Genomic DNA, 23868 nt, shown 5'->3' on the forward strand with positions numbered 1-23868 from the left:
TGCCGTTCCTTGGGTTATCCGATCTGCACTTCTTCGCGCAGGTCGTGCCAGATGTCGCGCGAGATTTCGATAAAGCGTGGGTCGTAGCGAACTTCCGACGTGACGCGCGGACGCGGCAGATCGATTTCGTACACCTTCTTCAGCGTCGCCGGACGCGCGGTCAGCACGAACACGCGATCCGCAAGCGCAATCGCTTCTTCCAGATCGTGCGTGACGAACACGACCGAACCGGCGCCGCCCCACAGTTGCAGCAGTTCGTCCTGCATCAGCGTGCGCGTCTGCATGTCGAGCGCCGAGAAGGGCTCGTCCATCAGCAGGATTTCCGGCTTGTTGATGAAGGTTTGCGCCAGCGCCACGCGCTTTCTCATACCGCCGGACAGTTGATGCGGGTAGTGCTTGCCGAACTTGTCGAGGCCCACGCGGCGCAGCCATTCGTTGGCTTCGTCGTACGCGGCGGATTTCGAGCGGCCGCGATAGAGCGGGCCGGCCGCCACGTTGTCGATGACCGAGCGCCACGGAAACACGGCGTCCGCCTGAAACACGAAGCCGATGCGCGGGTCGATGCCGTCTACCGGTGCGCCCATTACGCGCACTTCGCCGGTGGTGGGCTTCAGCAAGCCGGTGATCATGCTGAGCGTGGTCGACTTGCCGCAACCCGTCGGGCCGACAACCGCGACGAACTCGCCGCGCGCCACCGACATGCTGAAGTCGCGCAACGCGATCGTCGCTTTGCCATCCGGAGAGATGAAACGGCACGATACGTTGCGCATCTCGATGGCGGGCGTATCGCGTGACAGAGGTTGATTCATCGGCTGGTGCCTCGCAGTTCTCTTGATGTTGAAAGGGCGTGACGCAGAGGGTGTTACTTCGCCGCGGTCTTGACCGGTGCCGACACGTAGTCGTTGCTATAGGTCTTGGCGAGGTCGATATGCTTGCCCTTCACCGAAGGATTGAACGCCGACAGCACCTTCAGGACAGTGTCCGGGCCGTCGGCGGGCATCTTGCCGTCCTTCGTGAACATCGGCAGCGACGCTTTCAGCGCGCCGACGTATAGGTCCTTGTTGTTGCCGTAGTAATCCTTCGGCATCTTCGCGGCGATCTCTTCCGCGCTATGGGTCGCGATGAAGTTCAGCGTCTTCGCGAAGGCGTGCGAGAGCTTCGTGGCGTCGTCCTTGTGCGACTCGGCCCATGCGCGCTGCACGTAGAAGCTCGAAGCCGGATACGTGCCGCCGAGCGCAGCGCGCGTGCCTTCCAGCGTGCGCATATCGACCAGCACCTTGGCGTCGCCGGTCTTAAGCAGTTGTGAGACCGTCGGCTCGGTGGTCATGCCCGCGTCGATACGGTTCTGCTTGATGGCGGCGATAAAGCTGTTGTCCGCGCCAACCGGCAGCAGCGTGTATTGCGTGGACGGCACGCCCGCGCGTTGCGCGAGGTATTGCGTGAGGAAGCTGGTCGACGAGCCGAGGCCGGTCACGCCGAGCGTCTTGCCCTTCGAGTCGGCCATGCTCTTGAAGGTCTCGGCCGATTTGGTGGCGACCATTTCCACTTCACCCGGCACCTGGCCGAAAATCACCAGCGCCTGGACTTCCTTGCCCTTGCTCTGCAAGTCGATGGTGTGGTCGTAGAAGCCCACCACGCCTTGCACCGCGCCCGCCAGCAGTTCGTTTTCCGCGTCCACGCCGGCCGGTTGCGAGAGGATTTCGACGTCGAGGCCTTCGTCCTTGAAGTAGCCGAGCTGCTCCGTGAGCTTGGCCGGCAGATAGATGATCTTGGTGGCGCCGCCGACCATGATCGTCAGCTTCTCCGCATGGGCCGCGGCCGAAGCGGCGGCAAGGGTAAACGCAACACCTGACACGGCGGCAATCTGGCGCAAGGTACGCATGAAGCAGTCTCCTGAGGTTTATTCGCCGCCCTGTGCGGATACGGCGCTTTCTGGACGAATGACGGCGATTATAGAAATCTGAAACCTTCTGGCAGCTTTCGGGGCTGCGAGCAAATCATGGGTGTTAACCCGAAAATCCTCCGTAATCTTTGGGGCGCCCCCTGGCAAACCCCATAACGTGGGCCACAAAGCACCCAAGCCGCGCGCAAAGCCCTTGTTTTACGGCACAATCGGCGTCCTGACTTTTGCCGCGCATTAAGTTGCCTATTTCGCCGTTCTCCCCATGAAGCTGCTGCTCATCGAAGACAACCCCACGCTGGCGCACTGGCTCGCGAAGATGCTGGAGCAGGAGGCGTTCGCGCTCGACGCGGTGCAGGACGGCGACGCCGCCGACCGCTTGCTGCGCACCAATCACTACGACGTGATCCTGCTCGACCTGAATCTGCCGAAGCTGTCGGGCAAGAACGTGCTGCGCCGTTTGCGCCAGCGCGGTGACGCCACGCCGGTGCTGATCCTGACGGCGAGCGGTTCGATCGACGAAAAAGTGGAACTGCTCGGCGCCGGCGCGGACGACTACCTGGTCAAGCCTTTTGAAGTACGCGAGCTGATCGCGCGCATCAAGGTGGCGATCCGCCGCCAGTCGCCCTCGAAGGCGAGCGAGGTGGTGTGCGGCGATCTCGCGTTCGACATCGACACGCGCCAGTTCACGCTGAAGGGCGCGCCGCTGAACGTGACGCCGCGCGAGCGCTCGGTGCTCGAAACGCTGATCCTGCGTTTGGGCAAGACGGTAACCAAGCCCGCCCTGGTCGACGCGATCTTCACGCTCGCGGACGAGCCGAGCGAGGACGCGGTCGAAATCTACATTTCGCGGCTGCGTAAGAAACTCGACGGCAGTTCGGCCGCGATCGTCACGTTGCGCGGACTGGGCTATCTGCTGCGCAAGAAAGAAGATGACCAATAGCCTGCGCATGCGTCTGCTGTGGTGGCTGCTGGTGCCGCTTGCGTTGTACGTGTTCGTCACGGGCAAAGCGGAATACGACAACGCGCGGCGCACGGCGGACCTGGTGCAGGACAATCAACTTATCTCATCGGCGCGGATGATCGCCGGTGAAGTGGAGTGGGTAGATGGGTTTCTGCGCGTGGATGTGCCACCCGCCGCGCTTGAAGTGTTCGTGTCGCCCTATCGCGATCAGGTGTTCTACAGCGTGCGGGTCGACGATGGCCGCCTGCTGGCGGGCACGCCGGATTTTCCGCAGCGCTCGGCGCGCTCGCCCGACACGGCCGATCACTACGACACCGAACTCCACGGGCAACCCGTACGCGCGGTCGGCCTCGTGCGCCTGATGTACGACAACGGTGCGACGCGCCGCGTACGCGTGACGGTGGGCAAGACCGTACGCTCGCGCGACGCGATGGCGCAGCAATTGTGGCAACCGCAACTCGTGCGGCAGATCGAGATGATCGTGCTGGCGGTCGCGCTGGCCTGCATCGGCCTTACCTTCGAATTGCGGCCGCTGATGAAAGTGAAGGAAGAGGTCGCCGACCGTGACCCCATGCAGCTCGAACCGATTCGTGTCGAGCGCCTGCATACCGAGTTGCGGCCGATCGTCGAAGCGATCAATCAATGTATCGCGCGGCTCGGCGTGCAGGTGGCCGCACAGCGGCGTTTTATCGCCGACGCCGCGCACCAGTTGCGCACGCCGCTCACGCTGCTCGGCACGCAGTTGCAGTTTGCACGCCAGCAGGACGGCCTGAATCCCGCGCTCGACGAGGCGCTCGCCGCGATGCACCGCAGTAATCGTTCGATGGTCGGACTCACGAACAAGCTGCTGTTGCTCGCGCAGGCCGAGGCTGCCGACAACAAGCAACTCGCGGTGGAAACGGTCGATCTAGTGCCGCTGGCGATGGAAGTGGTGGAAGATCTGGCGTTGCTCGCGCAGGCCCGGGACATCGATCTGGGCGCGGAACTGAATGGCCCCGCGCCGGTGGCAGGGCATCGCGGCTTGCTTCAGGCGTTGATCGCCAACCTTGCGGAGAACGCGATCCGCTATACCGGCAGCGGCGGCCACGTCACGGTGGCGGTCAGCGGTCAAGCCGATACAGTCACCGTGACGGTGCTGGACGATGGTCCCGGCATTCCAGCCGAATCGCGCACCCGCGTGTTCGAGCCGTTCTTTCGGGCGTCGACAGATACTGAAGGGACCGGGCTGGGCCTCGCCATCGTGCGTGAAATCGCGGACGCCCATCACGGGGAGATTGTGCTTAAACCGGGTGAGGGCGGTAAAGGCGTGCACGTGACCGTCTCGTTTCCGCGCGCACCGACGGAAGAATCTCAGGCCGGTTAACTCGGCCGCTTCAAATCGGCGGCTTCAAAAGTACTCGGGACAAACCCGCAATCGGCACAGGAAACGCGTGTTCGAAAGCCTGTAGAAGGATTTGTACCCCTAGAATTTGAGGCAGGCGATTCATCGAACGCCCACCGCGCACGCGGGACATAGCGGAGACATCCAGCACAGAGGAACGAAGAATCGTGTTTTCAGGCAGTCTGCGCGGACGCTTGCTGTGGTGGCTCTTGCTGCCGCTGGCGGCGTTCGTTTCCATTTCCGGCATGATTTCGTATCGCAACGCGCAGACCACCGCCGACCTGGTTCAGAATAACGCGTTGCTATCGTCGATACGCATCATTGGCGAGGACATCGACTGGGATAACGGCAACGTGTCGGTCCAGATTCCGCCGGCCGCGCTCGAGCTGTTCGAGTCGCCGGAACAGGACAGTGTGTTCTATCGCGTCGAAGCAAGCGGCCACCGCCTGCTGGCCGGCAGTCCCGAGTTACCGTTGCCGCGCGGCGTGAGCGACGTGCCGATGCTCTATTCCACCCATCTCGAAGACGGCCGTGCCGTGCGCGCGGCTACTTACGTGCGGCAGCTGTACGACTCGGGCCGCACCGAAGAAGTTGTCGTCGCGGTCGCGAAAACGGAAGGTTCGCGCGACGCCATGGTGTGGCGCCTGCTGCGGCCGCAACTGTTCGGCGAAGTGCTCACGCTGGTGCTCGCGATGGTGTTCGTCTATCTCGGGCTGACTTTCGAATTGCGGCCGTTGATGAAGGTGAAAGACGACGTCGCCGATCGTAACGCGTCGCAACTTGAACCGATACGCGTGGCGCGCTTGCATGTCGAATTAAGACCCATTGTCGAAGCGATCAACCAGTGCATCGCGCGCATGGGCCAGCAGGCCGCGACGCAGCGGCAATTCATCTCCGACGCGGCGCATCAGTTGCGTACACCACTCGCGCTGCTGGTGGCGCAGATCCAGTTCGCGCGGCAACGTGAGAATCGGGACGCGCCGCTCAGCGAGGCACTGGCCGGCATGCATAAAAGCAGCCGCAAGCTGACCACCTTGACCAACAAACTGTTGCTGCTCGCTCAAGCCGAATCCGCCGCGCCTTCCAGTACGCGCGAACGGGTCGATCTGAGCGCGTTGATCGCGGGGGTGCTGGAGGAGTTGATAGCGTTCGCGCAGTCGCGTGAAATCGATCTGGGCGCCGAGTTGGAAGACGGTCTGTACGTAACCGGCGACGAGGCGCTGACCGCGGCGTTGGTGACCAATCTCGTCGATAACGCGCTGCGCTATACGCAACCCGGTGGTCGCGTCACTGTGCACACGCAGCGCGGTAATGACAGGGCGATCGTGCGGGTGATCGACAACGGGCCAGGTATCAAAGCCGAGGCGAGAGTGCGTGTGTTCGAACGTTTCTATCGCGCGTCGAGCCACGCTGACGGAACCGGGCTCGGTTTGCCGATCGTGCGCGAGATCGCCTGCCGGCAAGGCGGCACGGTTACGCTCGAGCCGGGTGAGGGCGGTGTCGGCCTGGTCGCCACCGTCGAGATGCGACTATGGTCGGCGGTGGTGTGATGCGCCGCCAAATCAGGGGAAACCTATGAAACTGCTGCTCGTTGAAGACGACGCTGACCTCGCGCGCTGGGTGATGAACCTGATGCAGGTCGAGAATTTCGTGGTTGACTGGGCGCAGGACGGCGAGCGTGCGGAGACGCTGCTCGGCATGCAGTGCTACGACGCAGTGTTGCTCGATCTGCGCTTGCCCGGCATTGGCGGCAAGGACGTGCTGGCGCGTCTACGGCGTAAACGCGACAACGTGCCGGTGCTGATGCTCACCGCCAACGGCTCGACCGACGACAAAGTGGCCTGCTTCTCGGCCGGCGCGGACGATTACGTCGTCAAACCTTTCGATGCGCGCGAGCTGGTGGCGCGCATCAAGGCGCTGATCCGCCGTCAGGCGGCCGGCGATAAGGGTCAGTCGATCGACTGCGGCGATCTGCGCTATCTGTTCGATTCCCGCGAATTCGTCTTGCAAAACGAGCCCTTGCCGTTACGGCGGCGCGAACACGCCATCCTCGAAACGCTAATGCTGAAGCAGGGCAAGACCGTCTCGAAGTCCACCCTGATGGACAAGGTGTTCACGCTCGACGACGAACCCAGCGCCGATGCCATCGACATTTACATTCACCGCCTGCGCAAACATCTGGCGAGTTCCAGCGCGAAGATCATGACCTTGCGCGGGCTTGGCTACATCCTGCGCGAAGAAGTGCCGTGCGAAGCGTTTGCCGAGTCGTTGTAGCGCAGCAGATCACTCCGTAAGGTTTTCCTAAGGTTCCCCATTGCACTATTCGCCGCATCGAGCGAGCGCAAGCGCGCCTGCTCGCAACGTCGAATTGAATGCCTATTGATGGGAGAACCCGCTTGCTAGAGACCTCGACTTATCGTGTTGCCGAGATGCGCAACAAAGTGCCCGAGGCAACACTTGTCTTCTGGGCGATCAAGATCATGGCGACCACCGTCGGCGAGACCGGCGCGGACTATCTGGCCGTTCACGTGGGGCTCGGCACCGCGCTCACCGGCGCAATGATGCTCACGTTGCTGATTGCCGCATTGGCCGTGCAGCTTCGCATGCGCAAGTACGTGCCGTGGATTTACTGGCTGACCGTGGTGCTGGTCAGTGTGGTCGGCACGCAGATTACCGATGCGCTGACCGACAAGCTCGGCATCAGTCTCTATGCCAGCACGATCGCGTTTGCACTCGCGCTGGCTGTGGTGTTCGCGCTCTGGTATCGCAGTGAACGGACACTGTCGATTCACACCATCTACACGACGCGGCGGGAGCTTTTCTATTGGGCCGCCGTGTTGTTCACCTTCGCGCTGGGCACCGCTGCCGGTGATCTCGCGACAGAAGCGTTGGGACTCGGCTTCATGATCGGCGTGGTGGTATTCGGTGCGCTAATCGCATTGGTGTGCGCCATCTACTACGTCGGCGGGAATCCGGTGCTGACGTTCTGGCTTGCCTACATTCTGACGCGGCCGTTGGGCGCCTCGTTCGGCGATCTGCTCTCGCAGTCACGCGCATACGGCGGTATCGGCCTCGGCACGATCAATACGAGCGTGCTCTTTCTGAGTGCCATTGTCGTTCTGGTCGTCTTCGCGAGCGCAGTCGAACAGCGCTCCACGCGCGCGATCGCCACACGTGAGCCTTGAGCGCGGGTCGCTCGACAAGTCGTAGACGTAGCCCTTTTCAATCGTATGTTGAATCAAACGGAAGTGAACAATCATGAACCAACGCACGCTCAACAAAGCCGTCATCGCTTCTTTCATTGCCCTCAGCGCCGTTAGCTTCGGGCATCGCGAGGCAGGTGGGATCGGCTTTCCGTCGGCTGCGGCTGCCGAGCCCGTCAAGGCATCAAAGCTCGGCGACCTCTCGCCGTTCCGCAAGATCGCTGCCGACACCGCGGTACTCGTCGACCAAGGCAATCTCGCGGGCGGTAAGGCGCGTATCAAGGATCTGGAACTCGCATGGGACGACGCCGAGCCTTCGCTGAAGCCTCGAGCCGCAGCTGACTGGCATACCATCGACAAAGCGATTGACCGCGCGCTGAGTGCGTTGCGCGCCGGCACGCCGAACGCAGCGGAATGCAAGCAGGCGCTCGCTGATCTGCTGGCGGTGATGGATCGAATGAACGGGAAGGCCTGACGCGCTGAAGGGTGCGAGCGATCACTGCGACCATCTGTGAAACACATGTTCGCCTTTGAATCGATACGGTATGCAAAACAATTATTACCGCTGATTCAGCAAGTTGAAAGCTCGTGGTCGCACAGTGGCAGGCGCTCGTTCACCTGGTCAAGAACGCCCGTTTTTTTCCAAGCCATGTATCGAAGATAACAAGTCTGTTGCGGCGGAAAAGTGGCCGGCAGCCTGTGCCACTTTTCTTTCGTCTGCAGCACCCAGAGTATCGCGTTGAGGATCTCGCGATCGCTGCGGCGAGGGCGCCCGCGCCCTGACGAAACCACGGGAAAAAGACTCTGAACACGCGCCCAATCGGCGTCGGTGAGGGGGATCTGAAGCATCTGCCGCCTTGAATGACTGTGTAGGGAATGCGCAGTCGTTACATGCTGCGTTTGCTGCCGATACTAGTAAATCTTTTTTTCTCGGTCAAATTTTATTGTTGCGGTGCGACGCCTTCATTTATCGCTTGTTGTTTAGCGATCTTATTCACGACGCATGACATGGTTTCGCCGTTTGAAGCGATGGACTTGTGGTAGCCGGCGCGTTCGACGTTTTGTGCGGCCCCGTAACGTCGATGCGAAACGCTACGTAACATCCGCGTTCATACAAACGTTTGGCGATTGAAATTACGCTTCGACAGATTTGATCGGATGGCCGTAAACCATTGAACTAAAGGGCTTGTTGGCCAAGGCCGCGGATAGTCGCGCAGTGAACGTGCCGCTTGGCACGACATGTGCATGCGTTAGTCAGGTTAAAAAATTGCGCCTACGCCATGCTATCGCTCGACTATGACAAGCCTGTATCGCTCGCAACGACATTCGGCATGCGTAACGTTTGCGTTGAACAGACCAATTGGGATGACTCACGCGACGATCCCATGGAACTGAGCGAACTCGAAAGCCGCGTCCACCAGGGTCTGCACGCGGGTGAATTTCATCTCGTGTTTCAGGGGGCTTATCGCGCGGCAGGTGGCGCGCTGGCTCGCCTCGAAGCGCAGGTTCGATGGACGCATCCCGACTACGGGTTGCTGCTACCCGGTATTTTCATGATGCCGCTCGAGCACCCGCAGGTTGCGCTGGAGATGGCCTTGTTCGTCATCGATGGCGTGTGCCGTGAACTGCGCGATTGCCTGTCGTCGAAGATGGCGTTGCTGCCGGTCGCGATCACGGTGCCGGCGCAGGTAGCCGTGCTCGAATCGTTTGCCGACGACCTCACGCGCATCGCGCGATCGTATGGCGTGCCGGGCAACCTGCTTGAAATCGAAGTGCCCGATAGCGCAGATGCAGCACGTCTCTTGTCTTTGCGTACTTTGACGGCTGGCCTTCGGTCTGCGGGAGCCGGCATCTCGCTGGGCAAGTGGGGCAATGGCGCGTCTTCGCTCGCACTGCTCGGCGCGCTCGACGTGGACACCTTCACGATTGCGCCCGAGTTGATGGCAGCGGTTCCACGCGATCCTCGTGCCTGCGTAGTGATGTCGGCGTTGCTGGATCTGCTTCATGCGCTCGACGTGCAGATCGTGGTGAATGGCGTCGAGACCAAAGCACAGTTGCAATGGTTGAGCGCGTCATGGCCGCAAGCGTTGGTGCAAGGCTTTCTGTTCTCTCGCCCGAAGGCCGGGTTGGCCAATGTGCTGGCGCCAGGCTGCGAGTCGTGAACACGGCAGAGGACGTTACGTAACGTCCTGCCTGCGATGTCATTGAGACGAGCACCCACTGCTCGCGGAAAATTGGCAACGGGCGCGCTCGTCTGTTTCCACCGGTGACTGCCTACAGGCGGTCAAAGATACTCATCGCCATCTTCACGCCGCTAAAGAATGGTGCGCTGCAATAAATGCACTCGACCGCGTTCGTAGCATAAACATCTCATTCAAACGCACGTGTGATCCTGGCGAACAGCCCGTTCCTCGCGATCCATTCTGCGTACGCCCGGTAGTTGGGATCGTTCATCAGATGCCGCTCCTCGGTTTTAGCGCGCATGAAATACAGCAGATTGACGCAGGCCAGCGCGAAGCAGTGCGTGAGCCCGACTTGCCAGCCCATGGGTTCGATGAACGGCACCGAGACCATCCAGAACGAGAGATTCTTCGTGATGTAGGCGGGATGCTTCGTGAAGCGATAAGGGCCTGACGTGATGATGCCGCGATTGGTCAAATTCGAAAACCGCAATCCGAACGCGATGGTGGAAAGCGCGTAGCAGAAGACCAACGCGATAATCACGGTGCCCCAGATGATTCGAACAATGGGCACGGATATCAACCAGCTGTCCCAGAACATCGCGCCCTGGTAGTGCATGTACTGGGCCGAGATCACCGACCAGAACGGCTGATAACAGAGAAGTGCAACCAGCCAGCCGAGCGTGGTCGGCTCCGCGCTACGCACGTGGGTATCGAGAATGCGCAGTGTGCACAGATAACCCACCGTGCCGAACATCAGGTCCATCGTGAAGGACAGGTCGTACATGAACCTGAACGTCGCAAGCGAGAACGGCGCGTTCATGGCGGTCGCAAGCGAGGCGCCGATATGGTCCGCATCGGTGGAAAGATAGGTGATCATCAGCGGCAGGAAGAACGCTTTCACCATCCATCCGGCGAGCATTTCACGCACGGGCTTCCAGTTGGCTGGACGCTGCCCGAGGAATACGAGGCGGCCCCACAACATATAGGCATCGTCGACTTCGCGTTGACGTCTGTCCATCCACGCAAAGTAAAACGGCGCGGCCACGATCAGGTACGGTGCGAGCGTGCGGATCAGAGACCAGAAGGGGTTATAGAAGGTGCCGTGATACTCGGGCAAGAGCCAGTAGAGCACACCGATGCTGACATACACGGAAGCCAGCGCGGCAAGACGCAAGCCTACACGCGCGATGCTGAGTGGTCGAACCGCCTGACCCGTAAGGCCGGCGCTTGGGCGTAGATACACGCGTGCGACGAACAGTTCGTATAGAGCGATCGTTGCGATGATCGCGAGGCAGGCGGCGGTGCTGCGGCGCGCGCCATCCAGCGCGGTACTGTCGCGCAGCAGCCAGAGTGTTAGAAGGCCGACGGCGATGCCAAGCAGGCCGACGGAAAACGGCGTCGCCGAACGCGGCCGCTGCTCCTGCACGTGCGCCACGTTATCCAGAGTGGAGTTCATGTCATCCTCGTAGTCATGACATTGATAGCGGCCGGGCTTTTGATTTTTTAAGTCCCGGCCGCTGTGCTGATTACCGCTTATTTACCTGCGACGCCACCCAGCAATCCGGTGACAAGGTTCGTCACCGGCGCCAGCGGATTCGTGCTGGACGAACCACTCCCGGCACTGCCCGCGCCACCGGTCAGGCCGCTCACGAGGCCAGTGACTGGCGCGAGCGGCGAGGCTTTACCGGACGATGCGCCGCTCAGCGTCGAAGTCAGCGTCGTGACGAGACCGGTGACGGGCGCGAGCGGTGAGCTTTGGCCTGCGGCGCCGCCCAGCGTCGAGGTCAACGTCGTGACAAGACCCGTGACCGGTGCGAGCGGGCCGCCGTTGCCGCCGGAAGTGCCGCCGAGCGAACCCAGGTTGCCGAGAAGTCCGGTGACCGGTGCGAGCGGGCCGCCATTGCCGCCCGAGGTGCCACCGAGCGAACCCAGGCCGCCGAGGAGTCCGGTGATCGGCGCGAGCGGATTACCGCTGCTACCGGTCCCACCGAGCGAACCCAGGTTGCCGATCAGGCCGGTCAGCGGCGGGATGCTGAGGCCGCCACCCGATCCAGTCGATCCGCCCAGTCCTCCGAGCGGGCCCACCAGGCCGGCGATCGGCGCCAGCGGGTTGGTCGTCGCGCCCGTCAGCAGTCCGCCGGTGCTCGTGACCGTCTTGCCAAGCTGGCTCACTACGCCGCCGATATCTTTGCCGACCTGATCACCCGTCGCGCCGGACACCTTCTGGCCGGCCGAATCGAGTCCGTTGCCGATGGTGCTCAGCAAGCCGTTGAGCGGCGCGCCGAGACCCGTGGTGTTGCCGATGGTCTGCGTCGTATTCGAGACGACGAGGGTGATCGGGTTGATGACCGTGCTCAGTTGGGTCTCGACCTGTTGAACCGGCGAGCTGGTCAGCGCCGAGTTCAATCCCGCGCCCACTTTGATGACGCCGGCGCCCACACCGGCGACAACGGTACCCACCGTCGACGTGACGGGTGCGAGCGGCGCAAGCGGCCCGGTTCCGAGACTTGTCACCACACCGCCCACCGCCGTAACGGCCGCGCCTGCATTAGTAACGAGGCCCGATGTGGAGGTCAGGGTCGGGCCAAGCGGATTGGTCGAACTGCCCAGCGTGCCGAGGCCTGCGGCCGTGCCGTTGCCGAGTACCTTGACGCCGTTGCCGAGATCGGTGATCGCGGCGCCGAGATTCGCAGTCGTTGCGCCGTTGACGCCAGGGACTGAAGTGCCGGTGATCTTGGAACCCGTATCAGCGACGGTCGTGCCCACGGCAGTGATGAGGTTGCTGCCTTGCGTGACGATGTTGCCGATAGGGGTGGAGGAGGTGCCTGAGGTGCCGGAGCTCGTACCGGAGCTGGTGCCGGAGCTCGTACCGGAGCTGGTGCCGGAGCTCGTACCGGAGCTCGTGCCTGAGCTCGTGCCTGAGCTCGTGCCGGAGCTGGTACCGGAGCTTGTACCGGAGCTGGTACCGGAGCTTGTACCGGAGCTGGTGCCGGAGCTCGTACCGGAGCTTGTACCGGAGCTGGTGCCGGAGCTCGTACCGGAGCTTGTACCGGAGCTTGTACCGGAACTGGTACCGGAGCTAGTGCCCGAGCTGGTACCGGAACTCGTGCCCGAGCTAGTACCAGAGCTGCTCGTACCGGAGCTGCTAGAACCAGAGCTACCTGAAGTGCCCGAGCTACCAGAGCTGCCCGAACTACCAGAGCTGCCCGAACTACCAGAGCTGCCCGAACTACCAGAGCTGCCCGAACTACCAGAGCTACCCGAACTGCCAGAGCTAGAGCCCGAAGTGCCGCCTAGCCCACCGCCACTAAGCCCGGTTTTGGGAGTACCGATGTTACTGGTTCCACAACCGTAGAGCGCGAGTAATGCGGATGTCGCGACAGCGATGGCTGTCCGACCGGCGAATTTTTGCATGATGGTCCCCGTTGAACGACTATTGGTGGGGCCAACACTGCAAGTTGCACGCCAAATGCCACTTATCGCTTCATCTCAGTAATTCAGCGAATAAGTGGTTAAAGAAATTATGATATGAAGAATTTATCGCGTCATAAACGCGATTCTGCCTAAAGGCGCGATGCCGTGTTCCACGTAGCATGCTACGTAACGTGTCCGCTGGCCGTAACGGCGCGGAGTCGTCGCCAAACATCTCGGCGACTCCCGCCCTCAATTACGCCCGTCGCCGATTAAAACGCAGCGCTATAAATCGCCAATGCATCGGCCTCGCTAACAGGCCGGGGGTTGTTCACCAGAAGCCGCGTTTGCAGCATCGCGTCGCTCGCCATCCGTTCGAGCCCGCTACGTTCGATGCCGACATCGCGCAACCTGGCCGGAATCGCGGTCGCGGCAATCATCTGTTCGAGCCGTTCGATCAACGCCTGCGTCCGGCTCTCGGCGCTGCCCGTGATGCCCGGCAGGACCACGTCCGCGAGTTCCGCGTACAGATGTGCCGCCGCCTCGGCGTTGAACCGCAACACGTGCGGCAGCACGAGCGCATTCGAAAGACCGTGCGGGACGTGATAAATGCCACCGATCGGATAGGCGAGCGCATGCACCGCGGCCACCGGTGAATTGGCGAACGCCTGGCCAGCGAACGCCGCGCCGAGCAACATTGCTTCGCGCGCCGCGCGGTTCTGGCCGTTCTCACACGCGGGCAACAGATTGCGCGACAGAAGTTCTAGCGCCTTCACCGCCAGCATGTCGGACACCGGGTTTTTCAAATGCGCGGACGTGTACGCCTCGATCGCGTGAACCATCGCGTCGACGCCGGTTGCAGCGGTTGCGGCAACCGGTAGTCCGAGCGTGAGTTCCGCGTCGAGAATCGCCAGATCGGCGACCAGTTGCGGCGCGACCACGCCCATCTTCTTCGCCTCGCCCACCGTCACGATCGATACGGCCGTGACTTCGGAGCCGGTGCCCGCGGTGGTCGGGATCTGCACGAGCGGCAGGCGCGACACCGTCACCTTGTTCACACCGTACATCTCGCTGAGCGCTTGTTGATCCTGCGGCGCCAGTACGGCGATCAACTTGGCCACATCCATCGAGGAACCGCCGCCGAGTCCCAGCACGATCTCAGCGCCAGCCTCGCGCGTGCGAGATGTCGCCTCGAGCACGATGTGCTCGGGCGGATCGGCGATTACGTCGTCGATCACGGTGGCGTTCCAGCCGTGCGCCGCGAGATCGGCGAGCGCCGGATTCAGCAGGCCACTCTGGTGAAGAAACCCATCCGTCACCACGCACAGGCGTGTAAGCAATGGAAATTGCGCGCGCAGCAAAGCGCCGAGACGGCGCGCTGCACCAAATTCGACGACCATCGTCGGCACGGTTTGAAACCGGAATGCGTTCATCTTCTCACCTGCAGGTCGGCACTGGCCGTTGATACGCCAGCAAGATCGGTACTTCCAACGTTCGGAGTCCGGACTCCGCCATTCGCTATCGCGGGCGGACAGGCAGACATCTTATAAGGATATCCCTACCTCTGTTTCAGGAATGGCCCACGGAATAGCGTCTTCAGGGTTGGCGTTCGCAGCCGTATACGTGTAGTGAGCGAACTCCGATAGTCCGTATTGTCAGCGGGTATTTTTCCCTTTGGTTATTGAAGAAACCGACTATGCCAACGTTTATTTCCAATCTGCCCATCGCCAAGCGACTGGGGGCGGGCTTTGTTCTGGTATTGATCATGTCGATGATCAGCATCGTCATAGGGCTTGCGCGCCTGTCCTCTGTAGCGCAGGCAACCCGCAATCTGGTTGCCAATCCAATCCAGACCGAGCGGCTTGTCAACGACTGGTCGCGCAATATCAGTACCGCAGTCACCCGCACGACCGCGATTGCCAAGAGCGCTGACCCTGGCCTTGCCAGTTACTTTGTGGAAGAAGCCGTGGCTTCGTCCAAGGTGTCGGGAGCGTTGCAAAAGTCGATCGAAGCCTTGATGACCTCTGACGAGGAAAAATCCTTGTTTGCCGCAATCGGTGAACAGCGCAAAGCTTTTATCGCTACCCGCGACCAGATCTATGCACTGAAAAAGTCGGGCAAAGCCGAGGAGGCGAACCAGTTGCTGGAGCAACAGTTCATACCCGCTTCCAGACTCTTTGTGGCGAAGGTCGACGCTTTAGTGAAGCAGCAGCGCGATGAAATCGACAGGGTGGCCACGCAGATTGAGGCCAACTACGAATACAGCCGCACGCTGATGATTGCTCTTGGCGTGGTCAGCCTGCTGCTGAGCGTGGTGTGTGCGTGGCTGATCTCCGGCAGCATCACGAGGCCGCTGGTCAAAGCCACCGGGGTAGCCCGCCAGGTCGCCGAAGGCGATTTGACCGCTCGTATCGATAACCACAGTACCGACGAAGTCGGCCAGTTGCTCACCAGCCTGAGAGACATGCAAACCAGCCTCGTGCGTGTTGTCTCCAACGTACGTTCCGGCTCGGAAAGCGTGGCCACCGCCAGCGCCGAAATCGCCCAGGGCAACGACGACCTCAGCGCCCGCACAGAAAGCCAGGCCAGCGCGCTGGAAGAAACCGCCGCCTCCATGGAAGAGCTCAGTTCCACCGTGCGCCAGAACGCCGACAATGCCCGCCAGGCGAACCAGTTGGCCATGAACACGTCTGAGGTCGCCATCCAGTGTGGGGAAGTCGTCAATCAGGTCGTGGAAACCATGAAAGGTATCAACGACAGCTCCAGGAAAATCGCCGACATCATTGGTGTCATCGACGGCATCGCCTTCCAGACCAACATCCTCGCCTTGAACGCTGCGGTGGAATCAGCCCGTGCCGGTGAACAGGGACGCGGCTTCGCGGTAGTGGCCAATGAAGTGCGCAGTCTGGCTGCACGTTCCGCCGATGCGGCCAAGGAAATCAAAAAACTCATCAGCGCGAGCGTGGAACGCGTTGCACAGGGTTCGGCCCAGGTCGAGCAGGCCGGCGTCGCCATGACCGAAGTTGTTCGCTCCATCCGCCGCGTCACCGACACCATGGGCGAGATCAGCGCTGCCAGCAACGAACAATCCCTGGGCGTGGCTCAGGTCGGTGAGGCTGTCACCCAGATGGACGAGACCACCCAGCAGAACGCCGCGCTGGTGGAACAAATGACCGCCGCGGCTAACAGTCTGCGCAACCAGTCCCACGAACTGGTGCAAGTCGTCTCGATCTTCAAGCTCGACGGCGGCGCGAGTCTCGCCATGTCGCTGGGTTGAGGGAGATGCGACGACCGTCGTACGAAGCCGCATGCCGGCATGCGTGAGTGGCGCGGGTCCAGTTGATCCGCGTTTTTTTATTGTGCGAATTTGCATCTATGCAAAATTCTCACGCATAAACACCGTGATGAAGTTTCTTAAAGTAAGTATGAGAAATTTTCTTCGCAATTTGATTTCGGATCAAATTCTTTAGAATTTGAATCAGAGCGCGGGTCAGGCTTGTCTGGTGTTTTGAAGCGACGTTGACCTTTCCGGAGGGTGCAATGGGTAGCCTGGATTCGCATGATGTGTCGAGCGCGGATTGGGATTGGATACTGCGGGCATCGGAATTCACGCAACTGTGCATCGTCGTCGACGGGAGCATTCCGACTTCGGTTGCACACGCGTTGGCGCAGCGTTTCACCGCCGTGTCTCAGGTCTCGATGCTGCGAATTCCCGAGCCTGTATCTCTGCATCGAGCATGGATTGAATCCAGCGAACACGAGACATTCTCCGGCGCTACGGCGACGGGGGATGCCGCCAAATCGTTGCGACAGTTATCCCGGGCCGTACAGCTGTTGCTGTGGTCCAGTGTGCCAGAAGAACTGGATTGGCTCGGCGGTGTTCACGGGCAGCCCGTCTTGCACATGCGCTATCGAATCGAAACGGACGAGGCGTCGGCCGTTTCGATCGGGATCGAGCGAGTCTTTGCTGTTCTCCGCGCAGTCGTCCTACGCAACGTAGCGACCGGTTATTGATACCACATCGGGTGTATGGCCCGCAGGTTCACTGCTAAGCCCTTATGGAGCATGTCATGGATACATCCGCAAGTGTGAGCGCCAATCTCCTTTCTCAGCCGAAGAAAACCAGCTTCTATCTCACCATATTTGCTGCGACTATCGGAAACGCTTTGGAATGGTTTGATATCCTGATTTATGGATTCTTTGCCACGACTATTGCGAAGACGTTCTTTCCAGCATCCAGTCCCGCGGTATCGCTGTTGGTCACGCTTGGCACCTTCGGTATTTCCTATCTTGTGCGACCCATTGGTGCTCTGGCACTTGGCTCCTACGCCGACCGGCACGGCCGGAAAGCGTCGATGCTGGTATCGATCATGATGATGATGGTCGGCACACTCACGATCGCCGTCATGCCGTCATACGCGTCAATCGGCATGGCTGCGCCTATCGCCGTGCTTGCTGCACGGCTGTTGCAGGGCTTTTCCGCAGGCGGCGAGTTTGGCAGCACGACCGCGTTTCTGGTCGAGCAGGCGCCGCACAGAAGCGGCTTTATGGCGAGCTTCCAGTTCGCGAGTCAGGGACTGAGCTATCTACTGGCCGCAGCGTTCGGCGCGGTGCTAACCAGCACACTGGACACGGCATCCATGGAATCATGGGGCTGGCGCGTTCCGTTTTTCTTTGGAATTCTGATCGGGCCAATCGGGCTGTACCTTCGCAGACAGATGAAGGAGGAGCATGACCTTCATACCCTGGGCAAATCGCCTGTCGCGCTTACGCCTGTCAGGACTGTTCTCGCGCAACAGAAGCTGCGCATGCTGCTTTCGATCGGCGTGTTGGCCGTGTCAACTGGCACGAGCTACGTGATTCTTTATATCCCGACCTACGCGGTCAAGCAGCTTCATATGCCGGCGAGTTTCGGATTCACCGCGACCGTATTGACGGGTGCAATTCTGATGTTCGTACCGCCGTTCATTGGTCTCCTCTCCGATCGGGTGGGCCGAATTCGCTTGATGGCGGCCTCTGGCGTGATCTTCACGTTGTCGATCTACCCGGTATTTGCCGCATTGATCCGTCATCCGAGCCTGGGCGCGTTAATGGCAATGATGGCGTGGATCGGTCTGCTGAAGGCCGTGTATTTTGGGGCGCTGCCCGCGTTGATGGCAGACGCCTTTCCGAAAGAGACGCGCGCTACCGGCATGGCAGTCAGCTACAACATTGGTGTAACGGTCTTCGGCGGGTTCGCGCCGTTGATCGTTGATTCGCTAATTCAACTCACCGGCAACAAGCTTTCGCCTGCGTTGTACCTGGCATTTCTCGGTGCGCTGAGTCTTGTGGCCTTGTGGAAATGCAAAACCGCTTTGCGGTTGCGCTGAGCGTTGCGAACTGCTTCTCGACCTTATCAAGGTGCCAGCGGCGCACTTTGACGCCGGAGGCAAAAAAATGCGCATCGAACGTCAAATGGCCGTTGGTATTTAGCAGGAATCGCATCGAACGGCGTGCGGTGTTGGGGCCGTTTCTATTTTCCTCAGCCTTCTCGAAGCGCTTCCCGAAATCACAAAACTCAACGCGGCGAGTACCCAGACCCCGACGCCGCCATAGAGCATCACCCAGCCAAAGCCGTCTATTAGCGCGGCGTGAACGGCGGTTCCGGATGGGTCGAGTGTGGCTAGTGCTGGGATTCCCTGTCTGACCGCTTCGACGTCTCCTGCGGCAATCTTCTCCGCCAGTCGTCCGAGTGGGGCGGTGTCGAGCGTCGCAGGCAGTCGCGCCCTCAGATTGACGAGGATGCCGCCAACCAGGATCGCGCCCATCAACGCGATGTTGATCGCAAGCGTAATCATGCGCGCGCTCATATCGATCCCGGATGCCATGCCCGCCCGCTCCGCCGGAACCGCACCGGTCGTCGTATTGGTGACAGGCGTGTTGGTGAGGCCGAGGCCGGCGCCGGCGAGGATGCAACCGGGCAGCATCGTCCACACGCCGGGATGCGGGACGTGACTGCCGTATTTCATCAACATGAAGCCGAGGCCGATCGTAAACAGGCCTGCAGGTATCGCGATTCCTGATCCGTAACGCAACGCAAGACGTTCACCGAGCGGCGGAAATAACAGTGTCGGCAGCGTGTATGCGAGCAGCGCAAGACCGGCGTTCACGCTGTCGTAGCCGAGGCCGATCTGGAAATAGATCGGCAGATAGATCATGAACGGCCAGAAGCTGAAGTTCATGCCCGCGGAACCCATCAACGCGCCGGAAAATTTCCGGATCCTGAATACGGAGAAGTCGAACATCGGGCGCGCACTGAGTCGCTCAGCGCATAGAAAAGCCACGAAGGCGACGACCGTTGCCACCAGAATCAGGATCGCGCGAAGACTCGCGAAACCAAGATCCGAGCCCTGTGTGATGTAGTACGTGAGTCCGAACACCGCCAGCGAAAGCGTGATGATGCCGGCAACATCGAGCGTGTGTGCGTGCGGATCGCGCGACTCCTGGACGCCGCCGAAAACGAGTGTCAACGTGATGGCGGCAAGCAGCGCGTGAATCCAGAAGACCCATTGCCACCCCGATACCGCAACGATCATCCCGCCGATGATCGGTCCAAAACCAAGCCCGATGCCGAGAATGATGCCCCACGCGCTGAAGGCCCGGACGCGCTCAGGTCCCTCGTTAAATTGATGCGAGAGCACGGCGACCTGGCATATCAGCATCGCACCGCCACTCGCGCCTTGCAGCAGGCGCGCGACGATCAACGTCGGCACGCTCTGCGCGAAACCGCAGATCAGCGAGGTGAGGCCGAACAGCGCGATCCCGACGACAAAAATACGTCTGCGGCCGAAGCGGTCCGCCAGCGCGCCGGTTGCCATCAGCACCGTAGTCACGCCGAGTGTGTAGGCATTCATGATCCACTGCATGCCCTTGAAGTCGCCGTGCAGGACGCGCTCGAGCGTCGGCAGGATCACCGGCACGCTGGAGATTTCGAGGCCGAACATCAGCGAAGCCAGGCACACGGCGCCCAAGGCCAAGGCGTTCTTGCTGATGGAGAAGCGAGTTGTCGGTTGCGCGGCATCGCTAGAAGGGGCGTCGGCTGCTCGCGTGTCCGACAAGCTTGATGGATGTTCTTCCGCGATAACCGCCTGCGAACCTTCGTCGTAGGACGGCGGCGCGTTTCTGGACCTGGACATAGGAATTCACCTCGATAGTCGATGGTTTTGGCCACCATGGACTGTGTAATATAGAGGGAATTTAAGTCCCGATTGACGCGAATGAGTCCCGGAAATGCGTCCTTCACGGAACCAATAAGGTAAGGTATGAGCGACATTCTCGACGGCGTGACAACGTTCGTGCGGGTGGTTGAGACGGGCAGTTTCGCGTTGGCTGCCGAGCGCATGGACGTGACACGCTCGGCGGTCGGCAAGGTCATCGTTCGGCTCGAAAAGCGTCTCGGCGTGCGTCTGCTCAATCGCACGACGCGCAGCCAGAGTCTCACCGAGGCCGGGCAAGCGTATTACGACCGTTGCGTGCGCGCGCTGGCTGAACTCGAGGCCGCCGAAGCCGATCTCGACTCGGGGCGCCGCGAACCGAAAGGACGTCTGCGGGTGAGCGTGCCGCAGGCCTTCGGCCATCATTGCGTGGCGCCGGTGCTGCTTGGGCTTGCGCGCAGGCATCCGCAATTGAAGATCGACATTTCGGTCACGGACCGCTTTGTGGATGTCGTGGAAGAGGGCTTCGATCTCGTCGTGCGGATTGGTCCACTGGTCGATAGCGTGAGTCTCGCGGCGCGGCGGCTCGGTGTTCAGTACGCAAGCATTGGCGCCGCGCCGGCGTACTTGGCGCGCTGCGGCACGCCGGGCCGCGTGGCTGAATTCCACGGGCACACGATCATTGCTTACTCACGTAACGGGGTTATCGAGCCGTGGAATGTGCTCGATGTCGATGGGCAAATCCGCCGCGCGGATGTCGTGCCGCAGCTTAGCTTTGACGATATGCAGGGGATCGTGGATGCCGCGATTGCGGGCTTCGGGCTGGCGTGGCTACCAAGCTGGCTGCTCACGCGTTTTGAGGCAACAGGTCAGTTGCAGACCGTGATGGAGAACTGTTTTCGACCTTCACAGGAGATCAACGTCGTGTGGCCGAAGAGCCGGTATCTCGCGTTGAAGACGCGCTGCGCGATCGATGCGCTTGTCGCTGAGATTCCTGGGATGCTTGGAGCGCCCCCAGCGAACTGATGAGGAAACGCGCCCGGCTGCGGGCGCGCTTCCTTTCCTACGTAATGCTTAGAACTGCAACGTAGCACTCGCCACGGCAGTCCGTGTCGGCGACGGCGCCACGTAATAGCCCCACGCCGTGGTCCAGTAGCGGCGATTGAATAGATTGTTGATCCCCGCACGGAACGTCACATCCTTGCCGGCGATTTTCGTCTCGTAGCGGCCACTCAGATCGTACGTGACATAAGCCGGCACGAACTGCGTGTTGGCCGCGTCGACCGCCTGGTTGCCGACGTACTTGCCGCCGAACGCCAGCGTCAACGGACGCAGATACGACGGGTTGTATTCGATCCGGCCGGTCACGGTGAATCTCGGCGCGCCATACACGCGCTTGCCTTCGACGCTGGCGTCGTCCACGTCGACCGCCTTTGCGTCGAGCCACATCACGCCGCCCATCACGCGCCATTCGCTCGTCAGCGCAAGCCAGCCGCTCGCATCGACGCCGGTATAGCGCTTCGTGCCGTCCTGCACGAAGATGTTGGCCGAGTTCGTATAGTTGTAGCCCTGATCGACACGGAACAGCGCAAGATTGGCGCCCCACTTGCTGTGGTCCGTCTTGAAGCCGACTTCATACTGCTTGCTCTTCAGCGGGCCGAACGTGTCCGGGTAATTGAGGTTGGTGTTCGATGCCGCGCCACCCTGTTCCAACGATTCGACATAGCTCGCGTACACCGTCGAATACGGGTCGGTCTTGAACATCAGCGCGAAGGTCGGCGTCACCGGATCCGCGCTGTATTGCGACGATACTGCGCCGCTCGTGTCGTACACGTGCTCGCGATATTGCGTGTAACGCACGCCAACCAGGGCGGACAGACGCGACGTGAGTTGCACCGTATCGCTCGCGTACACGGCGGCCTGCGTGGTGCGCTGCTGACGATAGAGATCCGAGCCGATACTGACTTCATCGTTGGTCAACAGCGTGCTGTTGTACAGATTGCCGTTGCCGAGGAAGTAGCCGCTATTCCAGCCTTCGCTGTTGCTGTACTCGCTGGTTTGCGTCTGGAAACCGGCGCCGGCCACGACGTCGTGCTTGATGCTGCCAGTGTTGAATTTACCCTGCACCATCGCGTCGACGTTCTGATAGAAGTAACGCGTCATCGCTGCGTAGAGCGTGTTCGAGTAGTTACCCGCGCTATCGGTGACATACAGGAAGCTGTCCGAATTGGTGCGGTTTTCCTTCGCGAAGCGGTACTTCACGCTCGCATGCCAGTTCTCGGAGAGGCGGTAATCCAGGCCCGTGCCGAACGAGGCCATCTCGGTCTGGTAGTAATTCTGCGGTTGCGTCAGCGCGTGGGTGACGGTGCTTGCGTCGGGAATGCTGAGTCCGCTGCCGAACATCAGGCCGAATAGCGTGCCGTTGGTTTTGCGCTTCTGATAGAAGGCGTCGGCGGTAAAGGTCAGGTCCGGCGTAATGCGGAAGTCGAACGCAAGCGAGGCCACCTTGCGGCGGATGTGGCCGTGGTCCTCAGCAGTATTGCCGTCTTCGTTGACGAGGTTCAGGCGGTAGCCGAAGCGATTGTCATTGCCAAAGCGGCCACCCAAATCGACCGCTTCGCTGAACACGCCAGCTGACTTGTAGCCGATCGAGATGCTGCGGTAGGGATCGTCGGTCGGGCGCTTCAGCACGTAGTTGACGATGCCGCCCGGCGAACCGAAGCCGTACATGAAACCGGACAGACCCTTGAGCAATTCGACCTGCTCAAATGGTTCGAGCGAGAGATCGGTGTCCCACGAGGGGAAGGTCTGGCCATCCACCTTGATGCTGTTCAGCGTGTCGATCGGCATGCCGCGCACGGTGAACATGGAGTTTTCGCTGATCCCGTTTTCGCTGATGGCCGATACCGCCGGGTCGTACTTGAACAGATCGTTGGCGGTTGCCGCCATCAGGTCCTGCGCTTCGTCGCTCGTGACTACGCGTGTCGAAAACGGCGTGTCCACCTGCTTGCGCGAACCTAGCGCGCCGGCGCTGACGGTGTCGGCCTGCGCCACGGTCGTATCTTTCGTGGCCGACACACTCACCGCGGGCAGCGTGGCGGCCGTATCGCTTGCCGCGACTTGCGCCCATCCCGATGATGACAAAGTCGACAACGATAAGCCGACGCTGACGAGGAGCCCTGCACTGAGTAACGACGGGGTACGGCGGTGGCCGCGCAAAACGATTGGGTGCGCTGGGCGTCCGGTGATAGATGAATTCTGCATGTTGTTTGAATTAGGCAGCACGACGCCCCGCACCAAAAAGTGCGGGATGGCGTCGGTCGAGCGAGTGGTGATTAAGCGGACGGTTCAACCTACAAAGCTTACGAATGTTAATGCATCTGATTCGCATTCACAATCGTTAATTTCAAACGGTAAGTCATCTATAAGACATCTGTCTTAAGACATAGGGCAATCGGCTCAAAGCCTTATCTGGTGGGGCTTGCCCCTCTGTGGGGCGTCACGGCGGCATGTTTGTTTAGCAGCGAGTACTGGAAAACACGCATATACTCACGTCCGTGCCGTAAAAAGTAGTGCCGTGGGTCGCGCTGCGTTCTTGCTGCTCTGTCGCCACCTCGTGGCTCAGCGCCACCA

Annotated in this window: 19 protein-coding genes; 11 read left to right on the plus strand and 8 right to left on the minus strand. The window is 60.7% G+C overall.

Annotated elements, in window-relative coordinates:
• Window positions 1-14 precede the first annotated feature (14 nt).
• Both KHO30_RS05625 and KHO30_RS05630 read right to left on the minus strand, forming a co-directional pair.
• Window positions 15-809 (minus strand): ABC transporter ATP-binding protein, encoded by a 795-nt coding sequence (locus KHO30_RS05625; RefSeq protein WP_054035532.1) that lies wholly within the window; start codon window positions 807-809, stop codon window positions 15-17.
• A 53-nt stretch (window positions 810-862) separates the two neighbouring features.
• A complete protein-coding gene (locus KHO30_RS05630) occupies window positions 863-1882 on the minus strand; it encodes an ABC transporter substrate-binding protein (RefSeq protein WP_200621428.1) in 1020 nt (339 codons plus the stop codon).
• Window positions 1883-2165: 283 nt separating this feature from the next.
• Here KHO30_RS05630 and KHO30_RS05635 point away from each other — a divergent pair, with 283 nt between their 5' ends.
• From KHO30_RS05635 to KHO30_RS05660, 6 genes are all read left to right on the plus strand, one after another.
• Window positions 2166-2843 carry a response regulator gene (locus KHO30_RS05635; RefSeq protein ID WP_027778124.1) on the plus strand — a complete coding sequence of 226 codons (678 nt, stop codon included), beginning with the start codon at window positions 2166-2168 and terminating at the stop codon, window positions 2841-2843.
• On the plus strand, window positions 2833-4227 hold the full coding sequence (locus KHO30_RS05640; protein WP_211700292.1) for a sensor histidine kinase: 1395 nt from the start codon (window positions 2833-2835) through the stop codon (window positions 4225-4227). Before KHO30_RS05635 ends, KHO30_RS05640 begins: the two co-directional genes overlap by 11 nt.
• Window positions 4228-4412: 185 nt before the next feature.
• Complete coding sequence (locus KHO30_RS05645) at window positions 4413-5795, plus strand: sensor histidine kinase (protein WP_093637570.1); 1383 nt, start codon at window positions 4413-4415, stop codon at window positions 5793-5795.
• A gap of 25 nt (window positions 5796-5820) precedes the next feature.
• Window positions 5821-6519: a response regulator gene (locus KHO30_RS05650; RefSeq protein WP_054035528.1), complete on the plus strand. Its 699-nt coding sequence runs from the start codon at window positions 5821-5823 to the stop codon at window positions 6517-6519.
• Between the two features lie 155 nt (window positions 6520-6674).
• The gene (locus tag KHO30_RS05655) at window positions 6675-7430 is read left to right on the plus strand and encodes a COG4705 family protein (protein WP_200653535.1); all 756 of its coding nucleotides are present in this window, start codon (window positions 6675-6677) and stop codon (window positions 7428-7430) included.
• Between the two features lie 73 nt (window positions 7431-7503).
• Window positions 7504-7923 carry a histidine kinase gene (locus KHO30_RS05660; protein ID WP_211700293.1) on the plus strand — a complete coding sequence of 140 codons (420 nt, stop codon included), beginning with the start codon at window positions 7504-7506 and terminating at the stop codon, window positions 7921-7923.
• 95 nt (window positions 7924-8018) lie between these two features.
• On the opposite strand, the gene KHO30_RS39715 is transcribed toward KHO30_RS05660, so the two are convergent.
• Window positions 8019-8297 carry a transposase gene (locus tag KHO30_RS39715; RefSeq protein ID WP_093637563.1) on the minus strand — a complete coding sequence of 93 codons (279 nt, stop codon included), beginning with the start codon at window positions 8295-8297 and terminating at the stop codon, window positions 8019-8021.
• A gap of 536 nt (window positions 8298-8833) precedes the next feature.
• On the opposite strand from KHO30_RS39715, the gene KHO30_RS05670 reads away from it, so the two are divergent.
• On the plus strand, window positions 8834-9610 hold the full coding sequence (locus KHO30_RS05670) for an EAL domain-containing protein (protein ID WP_244863954.1): 777 nt from the start codon (window positions 8834-8836) through the stop codon (window positions 9608-9610).
• Window positions 9611-9818: 208 nt separating this feature from the next.
• Here KHO30_RS05670 and KHO30_RS05675 read toward each other — a convergent pair whose 3' ends face one another.
• The 3 genes from KHO30_RS05675 to KHO30_RS05685 all read right to left on the minus strand — a co-directional run bounded on the left by KHO30_RS05675 (window position 9819) and on the right by KHO30_RS05685 (window position 14475).
• A complete protein-coding gene (locus KHO30_RS05675) occupies window positions 9819-11087 on the minus strand; it encodes an isoprenylcysteine carboxylmethyltransferase family protein (RefSeq protein WP_211700295.1) in 1269 nt (422 codons plus the stop codon).
• A gap of 77 nt (window positions 11088-11164) precedes the next feature.
• Complete coding sequence (locus KHO30_RS05680; protein ID WP_211700296.1) at window positions 11165-13045, minus strand: collagen-like triple helix repeat-containing protein; 1881 nt, start codon at window positions 13043-13045, stop codon at window positions 11165-11167.
• A gap of 269 nt (window positions 13046-13314) precedes the next feature.
• Window positions 13315-14475 carry an iron-containing alcohol dehydrogenase gene (locus tag KHO30_RS05685; protein ID WP_211700297.1) on the minus strand — a complete coding sequence of 387 codons (1161 nt, stop codon included), beginning with the start codon at window positions 14473-14475 and terminating at the stop codon, window positions 13315-13317.
• A 263-nt stretch (window positions 14476-14738) separates the two neighbouring features.
• Here KHO30_RS05685 and KHO30_RS05690 point away from each other — a divergent pair, with 263 nt between their 5' ends.
• From KHO30_RS05690 to KHO30_RS05700, 3 genes are all read left to right on the plus strand, one after another.
• Window positions 14739-16319 (plus strand): methyl-accepting chemotaxis protein, encoded by a 1581-nt coding sequence (locus KHO30_RS05690; protein WP_093637546.1) that lies wholly within the window; start codon window positions 14739-14741, stop codon window positions 16317-16319.
• Between the two features lie 263 nt (window positions 16320-16582).
• Entirely contained in the window at window positions 16583-17056 is a 474-nt protein-coding gene (locus KHO30_RS05695; RefSeq protein WP_211700298.1) for a hypothetical protein, read from the plus strand.
• Between the two features lie 56 nt (window positions 17057-17112).
• Window positions 17113-18411: an MFS transporter gene (locus tag KHO30_RS05700; RefSeq protein WP_211700299.1), complete on the plus strand. Its 1299-nt coding sequence runs from the start codon at window positions 17113-17115 to the stop codon at window positions 18409-18411.
• A 99-nt stretch (window positions 18412-18510) separates the two neighbouring features.
• On the opposite strand, the gene KHO30_RS05705 is transcribed toward KHO30_RS05700, so the two are convergent.
• Window positions 18511-20217 (minus strand): MFS transporter, encoded by a 1707-nt coding sequence (locus KHO30_RS05705; RefSeq protein ID WP_211700300.1) that lies wholly within the window; start codon window positions 20215-20217, stop codon window positions 18511-18513.
• 126 nt (window positions 20218-20343) lie between these two features.
• On the opposite strand from KHO30_RS05705, the gene KHO30_RS05710 reads away from it, so the two are divergent.
• Complete coding sequence (locus KHO30_RS05710; RefSeq protein ID WP_093637532.1) at window positions 20344-21261, plus strand: LysR family transcriptional regulator; 918 nt, start codon at window positions 20344-20346, stop codon at window positions 21259-21261.
• A gap of 48 nt (window positions 21262-21309) precedes the next feature.
• On the opposite strand, the gene KHO30_RS05715 is transcribed toward KHO30_RS05710, so the two are convergent.
• Window positions 21310-23499 carry a TonB-dependent siderophore receptor gene (locus KHO30_RS05715; protein ID WP_211700301.1) on the minus strand — a complete coding sequence of 730 codons (2190 nt, stop codon included), beginning with the start codon at window positions 23497-23499 and terminating at the stop codon, window positions 21310-21312.
• Window positions 23500-23868: the final 369 nt, after the last annotated feature.

It is taken from the genome of Paraburkholderia aspalathi, assembly GCF_905220735.1.
Taxonomy (GTDB): Bacteria; Pseudomonadota; Gammaproteobacteria; order Burkholderiales; family Burkholderiaceae; genus Paraburkholderia; species Paraburkholderia aspalathi.